This is a genomic window from Draconibacterium halophilum (assembly GCF_010448835.1).
Lineage (GTDB): Bacteria > Bacteroidota > Bacteroidia > Bacteroidales > Prolixibacteraceae > Draconibacterium > Draconibacterium halophilum.
The window spans coordinates 1,223,039-1,240,336 of sequence record NZ_CP048409.1 but is presented as its reverse complement, the minus strand read 5'-3'; the positions used below and the strand labels follow the sequence as shown (position 1 = coordinate 1,240,336).

General features: G+C 38.2%; 17 protein-coding genes. 10 read left to right on the top strand and 7 right to left on the bottom strand.

All coding sequences use genetic code 11. The features are described from left to right. Positions 1–114 precede the first annotated feature (114 nt). The 5 genes from G0Q07_RS05000 (at position 115) to G0Q07_RS04985 (ending at position 1,988) form a co-directional block, all read left to right on the top strand. Positions 115–372, top strand: coding sequence for a hypothetical protein (locus tag G0Q07_RS05000; RefSeq protein ID WP_163345054.1), 258 nt, complete (start codon positions 115–117; stop codon positions 370–372). 112 nt (positions 373–484) lie between these two features. Then, positions 485–934, top strand: coding sequence for a JAB domain-containing protein (locus G0Q07_RS04995; protein WP_163345053.1), 450 nt, complete (start codon positions 485–487; stop codon positions 932–934). A 95-nt stretch (positions 935–1,029) separates the two neighbouring features. Then, on the top strand, positions 1,030–1,326 hold the full coding sequence (locus tag G0Q07_RS21250; protein ID WP_394366535.1) for an HNH endonuclease: 297 nt from the start codon (positions 1,030–1,032) through the stop codon (positions 1,324–1,326). Positions 1,327–1,555: 229 nt separating this feature from the next. After that, positions 1,556–1,729 carry a hypothetical protein gene (locus G0Q07_RS04990; RefSeq protein ID WP_163345052.1) on the top strand — a complete coding sequence of 58 codons (174 nt, stop codon included), beginning with the start codon at positions 1,556–1,558 and terminating at the stop codon, positions 1,727–1,729. A gap of 46 nt (positions 1,730–1,775) precedes the next feature. Next, on the top strand, positions 1,776–1,988 hold the full coding sequence (locus G0Q07_RS04985) for a hypothetical protein (RefSeq protein ID WP_163345051.1): 213 nt from the start codon (positions 1,776–1,778) through the stop codon (positions 1,986–1,988). A gap of 402 nt (positions 1,989–2,390) precedes the next feature. On the opposite strand, the gene G0Q07_RS04980 is transcribed toward G0Q07_RS04985, so the two are convergent. From G0Q07_RS04980 to G0Q07_RS04950, 7 genes are all read right to left on the bottom strand, one after another. Continuing rightward, the gene (locus G0Q07_RS04980; RefSeq protein ID WP_163345050.1) at positions 2,391–3,806 is read right to left on the bottom strand and encodes a hypothetical protein; all 1,416 of its coding nucleotides are present in this window, start codon (positions 3,804–3,806) and stop codon (positions 2,391–2,393) included. Next, positions 3,799–4,074, bottom strand: coding sequence for a helix-turn-helix transcriptional regulator (locus tag G0Q07_RS04975; protein WP_163345049.1), 276 nt, complete (start codon positions 4,072–4,074; stop codon positions 3,799–3,801). The genes G0Q07_RS04980 and G0Q07_RS04975 overlap by 8 nt, the downstream gene beginning before the upstream one ends. Before the next feature lie 149 nt (positions 4,075–4,223). Beyond that, positions 4,224–4,865: a hypothetical protein gene (locus G0Q07_RS04970; protein WP_163345048.1), complete on the bottom strand. Its 642-nt coding sequence runs from the start codon at positions 4,863–4,865 to the stop codon at positions 4,224–4,226. A gap of 2 nt (positions 4,866–4,867) precedes the next feature. After that, positions 4,868–6,130, bottom strand: a complete 1,263-nt coding sequence (locus G0Q07_RS04965) for a tyrosine-type recombinase/integrase (protein ID WP_163345047.1) — start codon at positions 6,128–6,130, stop codon at positions 4,868–4,870. Between the two features lie 504 nt (positions 6,131–6,634). Next, positions 6,635–7,636, bottom strand: a complete 1,002-nt coding sequence (locus G0Q07_RS04960) for an NADP-dependent oxidoreductase (RefSeq protein WP_163345046.1) — start codon at positions 7,634–7,636, stop codon at positions 6,635–6,637. 60 nt (positions 7,637–7,696) lie between these two features. Next, entirely contained in the window at positions 7,697–8,335 is a 639-nt protein-coding gene (locus G0Q07_RS04955; protein ID WP_163345045.1) for an SDR family oxidoreductase, read from the bottom strand. 53 nt (positions 8,336–8,388) lie between these two features. Then, positions 8,389–9,372 carry an NADP-dependent oxidoreductase gene (locus G0Q07_RS04950; protein WP_163345044.1) on the bottom strand — a complete coding sequence of 328 codons (984 nt, stop codon included), beginning with the start codon at positions 9,370–9,372 and terminating at the stop codon, positions 8,389–8,391. An 823-nt stretch (positions 9,373–10,195) separates the two neighbouring features. On the opposite strand from G0Q07_RS04950, the gene G0Q07_RS04945 reads away from it, so the two are divergent. The 5 genes from G0Q07_RS04945 to G0Q07_RS21245 all read left to right on the top strand — a co-directional run bounded on the left by G0Q07_RS04945 (position 10,196) and on the right by G0Q07_RS21245 (position 17,251). Next, the gene (locus G0Q07_RS04945; RefSeq protein ID WP_163345043.1) at positions 10,196–11,032 is read left to right on the top strand and encodes a peptidylprolyl isomerase; all 837 of its coding nucleotides are present in this window, start codon (positions 10,196–10,198) and stop codon (positions 11,030–11,032) included. Between the two features lie 298 nt (positions 11,033–11,330). Further along, positions 11,331–15,278: a PAS domain S-box protein gene (locus G0Q07_RS04940; RefSeq protein ID WP_163345042.1), complete on the top strand. Its 3,948-nt coding sequence runs from the start codon at positions 11,331–11,333 to the stop codon at positions 15,276–15,278. A 133-nt stretch (positions 15,279–15,411) separates the two neighbouring features. After that, complete coding sequence (locus tag G0Q07_RS04935; RefSeq protein ID WP_163345041.1) at positions 15,412–15,909, top strand: chemotaxis protein CheD; 498 nt, start codon at positions 15,412–15,414, stop codon at positions 15,907–15,909. 17 nt (positions 15,910–15,926) lie between these two features. Beyond that, complete coding sequence (locus G0Q07_RS04930; protein WP_163345040.1) at positions 15,927–16,976, top strand: sensor histidine kinase; 1,050 nt, start codon at positions 15,927–15,929, stop codon at positions 16,974–16,976. Further along, positions 16,958–17,251, top strand: a complete 294-nt coding sequence (locus G0Q07_RS21245; protein WP_163348883.1) for an ATP-binding protein — start codon at positions 16,958–16,960, stop codon at positions 17,249–17,251. The genes G0Q07_RS04930 and G0Q07_RS21245 overlap by 19 nt, the downstream gene beginning before the upstream one ends. Positions 17,252–17,298: the final 47 nt, after the last annotated feature.

Below are 17,298 nucleotides of genomic sequence, written 5' to 3'. Positions count from 1 at the left end.
TTTTTCCTTGGGCTAACCTGCCTTTCCTGCTCTTAGTGATTGACAATAATGCAATGTAGCTTACCCCGTATTTATTTCAAAACCTTCAATCCTTTCAACTTTAATACTACTATTATGAAAACATTTAAAAAGAATTACATCGGCAAAGGAATTCAGGTGCCTAACATGTCTATCACTAAAGTAACAGTGAAAGTTTCCGAACTATTGAAACATGTTCATGAGTTTGGTGGTGAACAGTACTGCACTTTTGAAGTTGCCAAGTTGCAACAGCCTGACGATTTTAACAGAACTCATACTGCTTATTGTACAACGGTAGAGGAAGTTCCTGATGACAATTCCAAGAAGCCCTCTGAGAAATCAACTAAGAAGTAGAATGAGTTAATTATTCCACAGAAGACGACCGCGACAGCACGGGGTCGTCTTTTGTATTTCATGTAGATGGACGAACACTGCTTTAATCAGTCCTCAATTAAAAACAAAAACTATGACATTATTTCAACAAAACATTGCGGAGGTAACCATTAAGTATTCTCATAAAATCAAGCCATCTGATCAGGTACGGATCACCGGATCGAAGTCGGTTTACGATTTCGTTTGTCCATTGTGGCCGGACTTGGAGTACAGGGAGAGGTTCGCAGTTCTACTACTTTCTCGTAGCTTGAAGGTATTGGGACTCTCATGGATCTCTACCGGTGGAGTTTCAGGGACAGTAGTTGATGCTAAGCTTATCTTTCAGGTATCACTAAAATCAAACGCCTCGTCAATCATCTTGCTCCACAACCATCCTTCCGGTGAATTGCGAACCAGTGAGGCAGACCGGAGGATCACCCGGAAAATCAAAGATGGTGCTAAACTCTTGGACATTGACGTTCTTGAGCATATTATATTGACATCTGAGACGTATTACTCAATGGCTGATGAAGGAGAGCTGTAGTTGTGTTTTGAGCCTATCCGTTGCCGGAAGTTGAACTAACTTGTTCAAGCTTTCGTAAATGGATGGGGCTTGTAACCGTTTAATCAACTGCCGTGATGACTGTGATCGACTATTCAACGGTAAACGTAAAATACACCGATCTGGGCAAGCGCAGAAAGCCAATGGCCAGATGGTCTATGAAGGTAAAGAGAAGAGATCGGAGTGTATGTAAGGTTTGTGGATCGAATGAGGATCTTGATGCCCACCACATAATGCGAGTGAGTTGCTATCCTCACTGGAAATACTGTATTGATAACGGAATTACACTATGTAAGCAATGCCACATGAAAGCTGACGAAGGTTTGCTATCAATTAGTTTTCTTCTCAATATCTCTGATACAGGCTCATTTTGAGGATTAGTTCTACTGTACCCTCATCCTGTATCCGATACATTAGATGTGCAATTTTTTAAAAGTGTTCTATAAGAATACTATATAATAGATGACTTTTAATTTTTTGCACATCATCTAGTGGGAGTTGTGTCCATTCATTCTGAAACCTTCAACCGTTCCTGATATCTCGGTTCTTCCTTATGCTAATTCATTGGAACTCCGAATTTCTTTAATCATTAAAACTTTTACTATGGATTTTCAATCTCACACTTCTACAAGTGATGTGATGGAGGAGAATATCAGTATCTGGGATGCTTTCACCTCTCACATGAATACAGTGTACTTCTCTGGAGCTTCAGAACTTCTGGACAAACAGATTGTCGCTTTTGAATACCACCAGTTTAGGAGCTATTTCTCTGTGTAACATGGTTCTGTCTATTTCATTCATTCAAACTCTTAAATATAATGCTATGAGTAAGTCTGACAATGTTGATCCAGTGGCAATTGTCATGTGGATAGTAACAATTATTCTTACCGGTGTTGCCGGTATCCTATCGTGGAACCTGATCGAGCCTGATAGCTTCTGGAACTTTATCGTGTTCATAACATTGTGGTGTGTACTAAGCAGAGTCGCACACCTCATATCGATGATACTTATTGCTATGTTCGACTCCTGGTTCTAGCAGGGCATTAAATCTTTTGCCAAGAGGAATGACTAACGGTGATGTTTTGTACCGAAGCCTTTCCTAAAGTCTTTCCGGGTTTCGAACCCGGTTAGACTTTGCCAAGAGGTTATGACCTGCTGGTTCAATATTACCCGAAGTGGATAATAAGCTTAATTCTTTTAGGTAGTATGTATTTTTTACCGAATCAATTGGAGGTGCTGGTTAAAACTCATACTATCAAAACATTAAACACGGACCAGCTTATGGTAAGTATCAAAATAAAAGAGGCAGGCTTTTAACGCCTACCCCTTTCGTAACCTAAACTTTAAAAAAACAAGACCATATACAAAATGCCCTACTTCACTGAAAATGTGCACCATAACCGATTCAACCACATTTTCTACCTAAATATTAGATGTGTCAGGCATTCTGATTACTTATCTTAAAACCTCGCGGCCTGATACTACTTATACTCTCGTATTTATAACCATATATCTCGCAATACGATTTCAACCAACCAGTAAACTTCTTATCTGATAAACTTGTACCGCTTTGACCTGTGTAACTCAGATACATTTCTTTTGTAGCGCCTGTAGGCTGTATCTCTCCTATAAAATCCTTAAGATACTCCTCCATCCAATCGACGAAGTTTTGCGTAGTCGCCCTGATCGCATCCTTCTTTTGTCTATCAGTTTCGGGACAACTAAGAATACCATTTACCAAGTAGGCTTGGACAAATTGAAGCATAAGCATGTAAAAGGCTTGCCATTCTTTTTCGCTCCACATACTAAAGAATGTATGTTTATATTCATCCTCCGGAGTATGGTATAAGTTGAAATGTTGGTGAATATCCACATTGTACTGTCTTCGTTTAAATGAACCACTCATACCTTTCATAATACTGTTGGTCGTTAAGACTATAACCGGAGATTGTTCTAAAGGAAGGAAATACTCATCCTTATTCTTCCTGTTAACCTGAAAGCCTTGTGTAATAGTAGAAAACAAATCCTCGAAACTGAAGCCCGTTTTAGCGTCATCAATGTTAACAATCCTAATACTCTCGTTCACCTTTTGCCATGCAAACTCACTTTTCGGATCAAACTTCTTACCGTCAAGGTCTACTATTTTCCGAACTTTACCCATCGCTTGAACGATCAAACTCTTCCCTGATCCGCCTTCCGGTTGATCACTAACAATCTCATCATTTAGAATTACAGCTTTTGCTTTTCCCGGAGCCCTATAATCATGTAAACAGTAGCCAATTATTGTAGCCAAATAATACAATCTACTGTTTTCGTTATTACACAGCTTTTTCAAAAAGTCCAGAAATACCGCATCTGTAGACTTCGCGTTTATGTTGAAATCACAGTCAATGATGTGTTCACGCCACACTAACCCACCAAAATCATTGTACGACACCGGATCTTCAATTCCTTGAGCAGTAACCTTTACTACTCCGTTCCTGAAGTAATAAAACGAGGAAGTACTCGTATCACGATTCATCTTTAAATCAGCACGCTTTAACACATCCAGATAGTTCATACTGAATAGACGTGTTGATCTTATTATGTAGTTATGAATCTGGGGCTCACTTATAGTATGCTCCTTTACAAATAACTTCACGTCGCTGGCACTTACTTTTGAAACTACGCTTCCCTCAATTCGAACCAATTCGATGTCCCTGGCTAGCGATACTGTCCTAAAACCATATCGTTCCAGATACTGTATAAACAATCCATCATCAAATTTCACCTTACCATTATCAATCGAATAATACTCCCCTCCGCCGTTTTCTAAAACTGCTTCATAAACCGGGCTACCTCCTTCCTTATGCATGAACGGCTCCTTTCATCTTCACTGAATTAATGGCATCTTCACTGCTATATCCACGATTCGATTTCAACCAGTCTATCACTTCCACACGGTCGAAAAAAAGATGTTTCGCCTGTTTGTAATGTGGAATACTCCCTGACATCGTTTGTTTGTATATCGTGCTTTTGCTTAAGCCTGTAAGCTCACAAACTTCATCTATGTTTAATACTTCTTTCTGAGTTGTTCTAATCAGGTTCTCCAACCTCTCTAATTTTTGGAACAATACTTCCATTTTTAAAAATTTTTTATGTTAAAAAAATGGCTTTGCAATGCCTGTTAGTTTGTTATAACTCTGCAAGTATCGGAAAGTATGGAAACAAAAAAACCTGCCAGCAGGCTGCTAACAGGTTCCTTGCATGATGAAATGCTTGTGCATGCCACCTAACCAAACAAGACATCAACAACCTCATGACCAGGCGGTTCGAAATCGTCTCGGCTTTTCATATAACTTGATTTTGCTGATTGAATCCGGTTTTTTTTAAAAAGTTTTTCGAATATTTTCCAGTCTATTGTTGGGTTACCATGTTCATCAAGCCTGCTCTTTCTTAATCCGAGATGAAGACTTGTTTTCTCAACGAAATAAGCTAACTGTTGTTTCGATACTCCTGTCCACTTATATCCGTTATCCTCAGAGATTAATCCGGCATCTATTGCCTTATCAAATATTACTTTTGCCTCCGGAGTATTCAGCTCCTTAATATCTTCAATCGAAGAGGGGCAGTCATTCACATCCGGCTCAAAGCGGTCTCGGTACTGAATAATGGTTTGTTCAACACTTTTTAAAGCATCTATTTCGAACTTTTCCATTTTACTTCTACCACCTTCACGAATAGCTTGATCTTCCCACCACTCTTTAACAAACATGGATTTATCAATTCCGAAATTCATTACATCAAGGATCGCGTTCTCAATGTACAGTAACATTTCAGGAATCTCGTAATCTTCTATAGTCTTTACTCTTTCTGGCACTTGGTACAGTAATACTATATTTCTCTCAATTTCTTCTTCTGTTGTATATTTCATATTTATTCATCGTTTAAATCCGGCATAAGTGCTTCTGAATACTTTGCCCGATGCTCATTCTCAAAGCTATCCAGATAATTTTGTGTTGTTGCAGTATTCTGATGACCTAACTGCTCAGAAATGAATTCGATAGGTGCCCCAGAGCGTTTTAAGATAGTGCTATATGAATGCCTTGCCCAATACATCGTAATCCCTGCATCAACACCTACCTTTCCTGCAACGCGCCGAATGTACTTATTTGTGAGCTTTATAAACTGTTTTAACCGATTGAATTTCTCACGCTCTGTGTAATCTTCTTGATAAATTGGGAATAAGTAACTGTCAGGATCAGGTGTATTCCCAATTTCATCTATTATACGTTGAATATGTTCATTAATAAGAACCTTGATGACGGTCTTTACTTTCGTTGTATCCTTCGTTTTCTGTCTTATAAACTCAATGTTCTTTCCTCTGATATTGGAGAATCTAAGGTTTGCCATGTCGGCTGGATTCATTCCATTGCACAAGTAACTAAACATCCAGTATTTTAAAGCAGTATTTTCGTTCTTGTCCGCCGTTGAATAACTGAATAACTTACCGATATCCTGAATCGTTAAGGCTTTCTTTGTATTATTCGATACAGGAATTTGATATAAGCCTTTATCTGTTCCAAATGGATACTTAATCGCTACACCATCTTTAATCGCGATATTAAGGATAGCCTTTAAGTTTCTCATGTAAATACCCACCGTCGTATATGAACCACCTTGCTTTGGTGCATCTTTCTTTTGAGGCGTCTTACCTTCGGTTACAAACCAGTTTTCATACTTCTTTAAATATGTTGGTGTAATACTATTGAAGCTAACGCGACTATCAAAGCGCTTCAAACTACGAATGGTCGCCCTGTAGGTTGTTGCAGTTTGAAGTTTATCGTTCTGTTGCAACTCGGTCGCCTTCTTCTCGAAATATTCGTCGATAGACAGTTCACGTTGTTGTTTTTTACCTAGATAGTTACCCTCAAACTCTTCAAAGGAGAATTCAGCTAGTCCTTCAATCGTCTTCTCTGCATTCTTCTTTATATCCTCGAACTTACGTTTTCGCTTTGCTCGTTCTCCCCTGGAAGATTCCAAAATCTTTTGATACTCCTCCTTTGTTGCACTTTCTCCACGCACAGTGTAATATTTCCGCTCCCTGTCGTATGTAATGCGAAGTGCAATTGGGTACTCTCCTTTCTTATTTTTTCGCGGCATTAACACAATGCCGACCGTCGCCATCTTCAAACTCATTGTGTATGTATTTCAAATTTTCATACACAAATGTATACACAAACATGGAAATAGAACTTATATCAAAAGAAAGAATTATCAACAAAACTCCTGTATTTATAAGCCCTGTAGAATATATCGGAAATTATAAGAATACTATCAATTAATACCTTTTATTGACTGGCAGTCAAGAGGTCACCGGTTCGACTCCGGTATTCTCCACTTGATTTTCAAAGAGTTACAAGACATTTTGTAACTCTTTTTTTATGCTGTGTAGTTTTAGAGCAAAAAATATATTATTCAAAGACTTTAAAACGTTTTCTGCTCCTATCTTTGGTAATACATTTTACAATTTCGATTTCATTTACATAATGTTTCAGAGTTGTAGCGAAGTTTGCGTGTTGTTTGAGCTTTGGTCCTTGTTTATAGCTATATGGTAGGATTAAAAGAATCCCCGAGGCAAACCACGAGGATTCTTTTGATTATATTAGTTGCAATAAATTGTTTATTTCTATTCCTTTTGCTTTACAACTTCACTACCATTTTACCCTTGTTCTTTCCTTCAAAAAGATCTAAAAAGGCTTGTGGTATATTTTCAAATCCTTCTCTTATGGTTTCAGCATATTTTAGTTTATCCTGAGATAACCATTCGGCTAATTGCCTGATTCCTTCAGGATGTTTATCTACATAATCGAAGACCACGAAACCTTGCATCAAAGAACTTTTCTTTACAAGAAATGGTTGTACGCTAATGCTTTTGGGAGGTTTGGTGTTGTTATAAACCGAGATAGCTCCACAGTTTACTGTTCTTGAGAACTTGTTGATGTTAAAAAGTGCAGCTTCAGAGATTTCTCCTCCAACATTGTCAAAATATACATCTACACCGTCCGGACATGCTTTGCCAATGGCTTCGCTCATATTTTCGGTAGTTTTGTAATTTATAGTTTCATCAAAACCGAATTCAGATTTTAGCATTTCAGTCTTTTCATCGCTTCCTGCAATACCTACAACCTTTAATCCAAGTATCTTCCCAATTTGTCCTACTATACTTCCTACAGCTCCTGCCGCACCTGAAACAAGCAGGGTTTCGCCTTTTTTAGGTTTTCCTATTTCTGTAAGTCCCAGGTAGGCAGTAAGTCCTGTCATTCCCAAAATTCCAAGATATGCAGAAAGAGGCGCTTTATCGGGATCAACCTTCATCAGTCCATCGGCTTTCGCAACCTGTGTTTCTTTCCACTGCAGCATCCCGGAAACAAAATCTCCTTTATTAAAGCTACTAGTATTTGATTCTAAAACTTCGGCTATAATACCGGATGCAATTGGCTTATTGAGCTCAAATGGAGGAATGTAGGATGGAGCATCGCTCATTCGACCTCGCAAATAGGGATCTACCGAAACATATTTAGTGCTTAATAAAACTTCTCCTTGCTTTATTGCGGGTATTTCGGAAGTAGTAATATCAAAATTTGTCAACTCAGGTTTTCCTGTAGGTCTGTTTTTTAAATTTATCGTTCTCGTTGTATTCATGGTTTTATCCTTTATATATTAAAAAATGATCGTGCGAACATGTTTGTTGGAAATGTTTTTTTAAAGCAGACGTACTGCTTTTTCAATTGGAACCTCACCACCCAGGATTTCAAAAACCTGGTTTTGCTTTACATCATCTTCCAGGGCTTCAATCAATGTTTTGGCCACATCTGCTCTTGTAATCCTTCCAGGATTTTCAAATTTTTCTTTGAGTTGAATTTTGCCCGTACCTTCATCATTCGTCAAATGACCTGGCCGGACAATGGAAAAATCCAGGCCACTGGCACGCAGGTAATCATCTGCATTTTTTTTGGCCTCTAAATATGCTTTAAGCTCTTTATTCAGCGAAGGGTCGTCTGCCCCCATAGCACTCAGCATGACAAATTTCCCGAGTCCTGCATCTTTAGCGGCATCGATCAATCGTTTGGCTCCTTCCTGATCTACTCCAATGAGGTTTTTTCCTTTTGATCCTGCAGCAAAAATTACTTTGTCCGTGTTTTTCACGGCCTCACTCAAATCGTCTTCCAAATCGGCAAGGACGGTTTTAACATTTTCCTTTTTAAAATGCTTTTTTTGCTCCTCTTTTCTAACCATGGCAATTGGCTGATATGTGGCTGAGTTTTTCAGTAAATCGATAATGATCCTTCCGGTAGTGCCATTGGCTCCGGCAACCAATATATTTTGTTTTTCTGTGCTCATTTTATTTTTCTTTTGTAGTTACAATCGTTTTGCAGCAGAACAACACAAAGCGTTTAGGAAAGGGTTATGATCACTTTTCCCCTGGCTCTGCCTGTTGCTAAGTAAAGATAGGCTTCAATACCTTCATCCAGGGAATAAACCTTATCGACCACCGGCTTTATCTTCCCATCTTCTACCATGGCTGAAAGTGCATCCAATTGTTCGCTATTGGGTTGCATCCATGTGTATTTATAAGTAGCCGATTTTTCTCGAATCAGGGTTGAGATTTCTTCGGGCAATTTATAATCAGTTAAGCCCATACCTTTTGCAGATTCTTCGTCGGGCGGACCTGCAATCGTGGCTACTCTTCCTCCCGCTTTAATAACCGCAAAGGCTTCCTGCGTATAGGTATCTCCCAATGTGTCAAAAACAACATCCAAATCTGTTGCAATCGTTTTGTAGTCTTCAGTTTTATAATCGATCACGCGATCGGCACCAAGCGCCTTAACCCAGTTTACATTTTTAGTACTGGTGGTAGTGTAAACAAAAGCTCCTTTAACTTTGGCATATTGAATTGCCAAACTGCCTACTCCTCCCGATCCTGCATGGATAAGCACACGGTCGTTTTCTTTCAAACCAACGCGTTCCAGCGCCTGAATGGCAGTGAGTCCGGCCAATGGCAAGCCCGAGGCTTCTTCAAAAGAGCTGTTCGCCGGTTTCTTAGCGGCTACGTCACTATTAACCACAGCATATTCTGATACTGTACCCATTTGTTCCATTGGTACTCTGGAATATACGTCATCACCAATTTCGAAATTGCTAACCTCGGCGCCCATTTCCATAACTTTACCGCTCACGTCAAAACCGATTGTGCCCGGCAGGTTTAAAGGCACCATTTCTTTTAAATACCCTTCTGCCATTTTATAGTCAATAGGATTTAACGAAGCTGCTTTAACCTCAACAAAAACATCATTTGGTTTTACTGTTGGTTTTTCGACTTCATTAATGGACAAACTTTCCTTAAGTTCACCATATTTTATTATTTGTAATGCTTTCATAGGTCATTATTTTAAATGCATTATTTTATTTATCAGCAAATTATTCTACCCTTTAAAGCAGAACATCAGATATTATTAGAAGTTCAAAAAGAAACCTTTTCAAACCTATCACAATGCCCTAAAGAAGCATCGCGCAATTTGCTTAACTTATCTATTCTTTGCATTAATTTAGTTGGCTTACCTTTTAATATGACCTTTTAATCTAGTTCTGGTATTTTTTATCCATAAATAGAAATCAAAAATCGCTGAAACGTTTAGAATCAAATTGGCGATTATAGTAGAATTTCTATTCTGATAAGCCTTTGTCCTTTTTATATTATTAAAGAGCCATTATTCTTTGCTTTTCGAATAAAGAAAATTCTTAAAGTTGACTATCCCCGTGCCAAAGCCAAGGGGTATTACGCCAACTTTATTTCAGCTAAATCGCTGAAACTCGAATTTTCTTTATTTCACCCCTCTGTCAGCCATAAAGGCTGACATCTCCCCTCAAACGGGGAGAAAAAGCGCAACCCCATGGCGAAGCCAAGGGGAATTATTAGATTAAAGAACAAAACACAATGCTTTTAAGATACATAGTTATAAAATCGAATAAAATTCGATAATTGCAATACTTTTTGGGCAGAAGACCGAAGTGTAAAGTTGGAAGAAAGAGGTATCTATCTTCTAGTTTAACTTCGCTCTTCAAACATCCAACTTCTGAGATTAAATGATCGTTACAGAAACTAAAGTAGCTGCAACAAGATTGCAAGGTTTTAACCATTAACCGGAGAATAAAAACCTTATTTATAGTATATTTAGCACTCAAATTACTCAACTAACTGTTATGCAATTCAACCAAAAAATTATTCTGCTTTGTATCTCCGCTTTTATTATTTGGAGCTGTAATACAAAACCAAAACCGGAAGAAAATAAACATCAAAAGCGTGTTACCATTGAAATGGTGACCGACCGGGGTACTATCGTTCTGGAATTGTATAACGAAACACCTAAACACCGCGACAATTTTATAAAACTTGCCAACGAAGGTATTCTCGACAGTGTGCTTTTTCACCGCGTAATCGAAAACTTTATGATACAAGCAGGTGACATCGACAGCAAAAATGCCGCACCCGGCGACACTCTTGGCGATGGAGAACTCAACTACAGAGTAGATGCAGAGTTTCGCCCTGAGCTATTCCATAAAAAGGGAGCACTGGGGGCAGCACGCGATGGCAATCCGGAGCGTGCATCGAGCAGCACACAGTTTTACATTGTGCAGGGAAAAATATTTAACGACAGCCTCCTTTCTCTGGCCGAAAAACGGATTAATGGCTGGCTGGCCGATTACTACTCCCGAAAAGACCCTGCCAATAAAACGCTGGTTGACTCGCTGGTAAACGCAGAAAAAAGAGAAGACAGAAATACGTATAAGCTTTACGACGACAGTTTAATTTCTATTGCAAAATCCTACACGAATTTTGCACACTACAGTATTCCTGACACACAGCGCGAAGTATACAAAACCCTTGGCGGCACACCTCACCTCGACCAAAACTACACCGTTTTTGGCGAAGTTATTAAAGGTTTAAATGTTATAGATTCCATTGCGTCTGCGCAAACCGGAGCGTTCGACCGGCCCGTTAACGACCTTCGGGTTTATAGCGTGAGAGTGAGGGAGTAAAACAATTAAATCCTACAATATTCTTTTGTTTACGACCTTATTATTGAGCTATTCTCCACGACAAGAGCTGCAAATTTTGAAAAACAATTTTAAGAACTAACTTTATAAAGCTAAAAATGGGCAGCTATTTTACCATATAAATTTTACGTACTGGTATTTTTCTGAATTGGAAGTTTGAGATGACGTATCAAAAATGGTTTTATTATGAAACGTACATGTAAATTAGTTAGCCTCAACAAGATAATTAAAACACATGCGAGCTCCGAACGATGCCTTATAAACAAACAAATTTACTACCATGAAATATGATAATTTAAGTAAAGCTGAATTATTATCGAAAATAGAGCAACTCGAACACGAATTAATCAGTACAAAAAGTAGTAAAGAAAAATTAGAAAATTCAGACGAGGATGCTAATCAACAGCGTTTAATTCTGGAATTTTTAAATTCAATAGCCATCCCTTCGGCAGATAAATCTGCCGTTGAAGAATTAAGTAATATTTTACTTAAAACCGTAAAGAATTACTCCGGTGCAACTCTGGCTGCATTTAGTTATTATAACTCCGAAAAAAAGGAACTCGAACTTCTACATATTGAAGCAGAAGAGGGTATTTTGAAAACAATCATAAAAATTGCCGGAGAGAAGATAACCCAAATCACGTCACCAGTTAATGATGAAACCTATAAATTAATTATAAACGAAATAGTTAGCACGCACAATACGTTTACCAAAGTTTCATTTGGTGCTATTCCCCAATTTATCGACAAGGCAATACGTGCATCGACCGGAATTGACCGTTTGTATCCGATAGCCCATGTTATTGAGGGGGAATTATATGGCACCACTCTACTTGCTTTTAAGAAGGGGCAAGCGTCTCCATCCATTCAATTACTTGAATCTTTTGCGCATTTAATGTCAGTTTCACTGAGAAGAAACAATGCTGAGAAAGCATTACTGGAAAGTGAAGAAAAATATAAAGAGCTGGTAGAAATTGCATCAGATGCCATTTACCTGATGTCGGAGGATACAATTATTATTGAAACCAATACGGGTGCCTGTAATATGTTGGGAAAATCTAAAAATGAAATTATTGGATCACAACTAAACTCCATAGATCCGAATTATACAACAAAACAATTTATTGAATTATGGGAGCAGATTCCCTTTGATCAGAATACACGATTCGAAACAACTCATATCCGAAAAGACGGAAGCCTGATTCCTGTTGAAATTAGTGGCAAAAAATATAAACAAAACAAAAAAACTTTTTATTACGGTATTGCACGCGATATCACTGAACGAAAAAAGGCAGAGACAGCATTGGTTCACTCACGCGATTTGATGCGCTACATTATTGAGCACAACAAAAGCGCTGTTGCTGTTCTCGACAAAGAACTGAACTATATTTATGTGAGCCAAGACTACCTCAACCAATACAATATTAATAAGGAAAATATTATTGGGAAGCACCATTATGAGGTATTTCCAGATCTTCCTCAGAAATTGAGAGAAGTTCATAAAAAAGCATTGGCAGGAGAAATATTAGGTTCCGACAAAGACTCTTATAAGACGAATGATGGGAAGACTGAGTGGGCGAGATGGGAATGCCGCCCTTGGTTTGAAGCTAACGGGGCAATTGGTGGCATAATAATCTACTTTGAGCTCATAACCGAACGTATTCAAACTGCCGAGAAACTCTACGAAGCCAACCAATTTAACCAGCAACTAATCAACAGTGCCAATGAAGGTATTATTGTGTACGATACAGAAATGAGATATCGGGTTTGGAATCCACATATGGAAAAATTAACCGGAATGAATGCCGCTGCTGTTTTAGGTAAACACCCTTTGGATTTATTCCCTTCTCTGAAAGATGTTGGAGTCATTCATACTTTTGAAGAAGCATTAAACGGGAAATCCACTGCAGCGATTGATTTTCCGTTCCAACTATCAAAATCAGGAAAAAAAAGTTGGGTTTCAGAAACTACTGCTCCATTTTATAACCACAAAGGTGAGATAGTTGGCGCAATAAGCACAGTGCGTGATATCACGGAACAAAAGCTTGTGCAAGAGAAGATTCGAGCAAAAGACATTGAATTTAGAAAGCTTTCGGCAAATGTTCCCGATCTGATCTTTCAATTTACCAGAAGACCCGATGGAAGCTATTTTGTTCCCATTGCCTCAGAAGGTATCAAGAATATTTTTGGATGTACACCCCAAGATGTTGTTGATAGTTTTGAACCCATTGCCAGGGTTATTCATCCGGAAGATGCTAAAAGAGTAATGAATGAAATTGAATATTCGGCAAAACATGTAACTTACTTCACCTGTGAGTTTCGGGTTCAACTACCCGGCAAACCAACCCAATGGATTTATTCCAGATCATCGCCTGAGAAATTGGCTGATGGAAGCATAACCTGGTATGGTTTTAATATGAATATCACCGAGAAAAAGAACACGGAGGAAGCCTTACTGCAAAGTGAAGCCACTATCCGCAATAAGCTTAAAGCGATTACAGAACCAGACGGAGATATTGACACCCTGGAACTTTCTGATATTATTGATGTTGAAATACTCCAATCATTAATGGAAGATTTTTTCCAACTCACCGGAATGTTAGGTGCGGTACTTGATGTATCAGGAAAAGTTTTGGTTGCTGTTGGCTGGCAAGATATCTGCACAAAGTTTCATCGATGTAATCCCGACACCCTGAAAAACTGCATCGAAAGTGATACGATCCTCACCAAAGGTGTGCGAGAAGGAACTTTTAAATCTTACCGTTGCAAAAACAATATGTGGGACATGGTTACACCCATTATGGTTGGCAGCAAGCATGTTGGAAATGTGTTTATAGGACAATACATCCATGAAGATGAAGTGCAGGATACTGAGTTATTCCGCAAACAGGCCAGAAAACACGGATTCAATGAGGAAGAATACCTGGCAGCACTCGATAAGGTACCTCGTTTTACTAAGGAAATGGTAGATGCCGGCATGCGATTTTACTCCAAGCTTGCCGGAATAATCTCAAACCTAAGTTTCAGCACAATTAAACAATCCAGAATCCTGGCTGAGCAGAAACTGGCAGAATTAGAACTGGTAAATGCCAAAGAAAAAGCAGAAGAAAGCGACCGTTTAAAATCAGCATTCCTTGCCAATATGAGTCATGAAATCCGCACACCCATGAATGGTATTCTTGGTTTTACCAGCCTTCTTAAAGAACCCAACCTTACCGGAAAAGAACAACAGAAGTTCATCGATATTATTCAGAAAAGTGGCGACCGCATGTTAAGTACCATCAACGATATTATTGATATTTCGAAAATTGAATCGGGACAAATTAAGGTTAAAATTTCGGCCATTAACCTGAATAATCAGATGGATGAACTTTTGGAATTCTTCTTGCCTGAAGCAAAGAAAAAGAAGCTTCAACTTTCTATAACGAACAGAATTCCTGACCAACTCGCTAATTTTAAATCCGACAAAGAAAAATTAAATTCAATACTCATTAATTTAATTAAAAATGCGATAAAATACACCCCTCACGGAAGTATTAAAATCGGATATTCGATACTGGAAAGTGACGGACAAAGTCTACTGAAATTTTATGTAAAAGATACAGGTATAGGAATTCAAAAGGATAGACAAAATGCGATTTTCAATCGTTTTGAACAAGCTGACATTGAAGACAGACACGTTTATGAAGGTTCCGGTTTGGGACTCGCAATTTCCAAGGCCTATGTAAATATGTTGGGTGGAAAGATATGGATGGAAAGCGAAAAAGGAGTAGGTTCTACATTTTATTTTACCATTCCTTACCATACCAACAAGGTAGAAATTTCGGAAAAGAATACCGCAGATTCAAACAATCAGCTTTCAATCAAAAAAGAATTAAAAATACTTATTGCCGACGATGATGAGTTTACAATTACGTTTTTAAGTATAGTACTTGAAGCATATGCAAAAACTTTCGTCGTTGCAAAAACCGGGATTGAAGCAGTGGAAATCAGCCGCGATAATCCGGATATCGACATTATTCTGATGGACATTAAAATTCCGGGTATTAGCGGCTACGTAGCAACACAACAAATACGCAAATTCAATAAAAAAGTATTTATTGTGGCACAAACAGCTTACGCACAATCGGGCGACCGGGAAAAGGCCATTGAAACAGGATGCGATGCGTATATTTCTAAACCCATTAACAAAGAAAAATTATTGGAAATAATAGCAAATCGGTTTTGAATCCAGAATAAGTGATGGTTGTAAATATCGCCTTAATTTTAAACATAGCAATACACGCCATATTATCCGTTTTTCGGAAAATAAAACGTAAAAAAGATACCCGAAATATTTTTCTACTTCCTACTTTTAGGCAATGAAAGAAGTGATATACGTAAATACCGGTGAAGTAAAATCAGGCGATGCTGGCATTCTGCTAAATTCCGGAGCAATCGGTTCGTGTGTGGTAATTACGGCCTATGATTTTGAGAATAGAATTGGAGCAATGGCTCATGTAATGTTACCTGGATCTACCCCCGAAGGAAAGAACTTAAAAAATACAAAATATGCAGTTAATGCCATCAACGAATTATTGACATTGATGAAGAAAGATGATGGCAAAGTATGCCAATTGGAAACCTGTATTATTGGCGGTGCAAATGTTTTAAAAAGACCAAACGACACCATTGCAAAAAGCAATATAGACTCGGTTGAAAAATGGCTTGATGAGAAAAGCATAAATGTTTGCGCCAAGGCAATTGGCGGCTTCGAAAGGAGAACGGTTTTATTTGATATTGAAAAGGGAAGCATTTTTTTCACCGTTGGCGATTCAAAACCAAAACCACTGTGGCAAACTACGAGTAAACCAAAATAAAACGTATATTGTTGGCTATGAGCGAAAAGAGTCAAATTGCCAATGAATTAAGCCAGTTACGTAAAAAGGTTTCAGAACTGGAACAGCATAAAATCCTGTTAAAAAAAACAAAAGTAGAATTGCAGGCAGCCAACCAGCAATTGGATGCAGGCAATCAGCAACTGCAAGCCAGCGAACAGGAGCTTATTGAAAAAGAAGCACAGGCGAGGGAAGCCCGCGAATATGCTGAAAATATTATATCAACAGTACGTGAGCCATTAGTGATTTTAGATGACGATTTACGTGTAGTATCAGCCAGCCAATTTTTTTACACCACTTTCGAGGTAACTCCAAAAGAAACTGTTGGTAAACTTTTATATGAACTGGGGAATAAACAATGGAATATTCCGATGTTAAAAAATCTCCTTAGTAAAATACTACCTGAGAAATCGCTTGTCGAAAATTACGAAATTGAACATCAGTTTGAAAAAATTGGATACAAAATAATGCTTCTTAATGCAAGAGAATTGTTGCAGGAGAAAGACAAAAAAAGACGAATTTTACTTTCCATTCAAGACATTACACAACGCAGGCAGGCCGAACAAAACTTAAAACACCTGAATTCAGAATTGAAAGCAAGAACCAAAGAATTACAGGAAATACTGTATATCACTACCCACGATCTGCGATCTCCACTAGTTAATATCCAGGGATTTAATAAAGAGCTGGGAACATCTTTAAACGAACTGGCGGAATTACTGGAAAGCCCGGATATTCCAGAATCAGTAACAACCCGGCTTTCACCAATACTGAAAGAGGAAATACCCGAAGCCATGCATTTTATAACGTCAAGTACCAATAAAATGGATGCTTTATTAACGGGCTTACTGGCTTTGTCGCGTTTAGGCCGGCAAAAATCTGTTTTTAAAGATATCGACATGAATCAATTAATAAAAGATGTTATAGACAATTTTGGATATGAAATAAATAAAAATAATATCGTTGTAAATGTTTCAGATTTGCCCCCTGCCATGGAGACGAGTTTCAATTCAATCAGTTATTTTCCAATCTGTTTGATAATGCCCTGAAATTTCTCGATCCGGAAAGGCCCGGTATAATTAATATATCAGGAGCGAAAGAAAATGGCTTTACCAAATACATCGTAGAAGATAACGGTATTGGCATTCATCCCGATCATCAGGGCAAAATATTTGAGTTATTTCATAAGCTCGACCCCAAAAAACCGGGAATTGGTCTGGGAATGAATATCGTGAACCAAATAGTTGAGAAACATAAAGGGAATATTCAGCTGGAGTCGAAATTCAATATTGGTACAAAATTTAATATATTTATACCTGATTGAATGTAAGCTAAACGAGTGTTTAACCCGATTACATTAAAAATAGTTTC

What these genes read in the sequence shown, in the direction of transcription:
- G0Q07_RS04945 (WP_163345043.1), top strand. Translation starts at nt 10,196, where the DNA reads ATGCAATTCAACCAAAAAATTATTCTGCTTTGTATCTCCGCTTTTATT.
- G0Q07_RS04975 (WP_163345049.1), bottom strand. Translation starts at nt 4,074, where the DNA reads ATGGAAGTATTGTTCCAAAAATTAGAGAGGTTGGAGAACCTGATTAGA.
- G0Q07_RS04980 (WP_163345050.1), bottom strand. Translation starts at nt 3,806, where the DNA reads ATGCATAAGGAAGGAGGTAGCCCGGTTTATGAAGCAGTTTTAGAAAAC.
- G0Q07_RS21250 (WP_394366535.1), top strand. Translation starts at nt 1,030, where the DNA reads ATGACTGTGATCGACTATTCAACGGTAAACGTAAAATACACCGATCTG.
- G0Q07_RS04950 (WP_163345044.1), bottom strand. Translation starts at nt 9,372, where the DNA reads ATGAAAGCATTACAAATAATAAAATATGGTGAACTTAAGGAAAGTTTG.
- G0Q07_RS04940 (WP_163345042.1), top strand. Translation starts at nt 11,331, where the DNA reads ATGAAATATGATAATTTAAGTAAAGCTGAATTATTATCGAAAATAGAG.
- G0Q07_RS04995 (WP_163345053.1), top strand. Translation starts at nt 485, where the DNA reads ATGACATTATTTCAACAAAACATTGCGGAGGTAACCATTAAGTATTCT.
- G0Q07_RS04985 (WP_163345051.1), top strand. Translation starts at nt 1,776, where the DNA reads ATGAGTAAGTCTGACAATGTTGATCCAGTGGCAATTGTCATGTGGATA.
- G0Q07_RS04965 (WP_163345047.1), bottom strand. Translation starts at nt 6,130, where the DNA reads ATGAGTTTGAAGATGGCGACGGTCGGCATTGTGTTAATGCCGCGAAAA.
- G0Q07_RS04955 (WP_163345045.1), bottom strand. Translation starts at nt 8,335, where the DNA reads ATGAGCACAGAAAAACAAAATATATTGGTTGCCGGAGCCAATGGCACT.
- G0Q07_RS04960 (WP_163345046.1), bottom strand. Translation starts at nt 7,636, where the DNA reads ATGAATACAACGAGAACGATAAATTTAAAAAACAGACCTACAGGAAAA.
- G0Q07_RS04930 (WP_163345040.1), top strand. Translation starts at nt 15,927, where the DNA reads ATGAGCGAAAAGAGTCAAATTGCCAATGAATTAAGCCAGTTACGTAAA.
- G0Q07_RS04990 (WP_163345052.1), top strand. Translation starts at nt 1,556, where the DNA reads ATGGATTTTCAATCTCACACTTCTACAAGTGATGTGATGGAGGAGAAT.
- G0Q07_RS04935 (WP_163345041.1), top strand. Translation starts at nt 15,412, where the DNA reads ATGAAAGAAGTGATATACGTAAATACCGGTGAAGTAAAATCAGGCGAT.
- G0Q07_RS05000 (WP_163345054.1), top strand. Translation starts at nt 115, where the DNA reads ATGAAAACATTTAAAAAGAATTACATCGGCAAAGGAATTCAGGTGCCT.
- G0Q07_RS04970 (WP_163345048.1), bottom strand. Translation starts at nt 4,865, where the DNA reads ATGAAATATACAACAGAAGAAGAAATTGAGAGAAATATAGTATTACTG.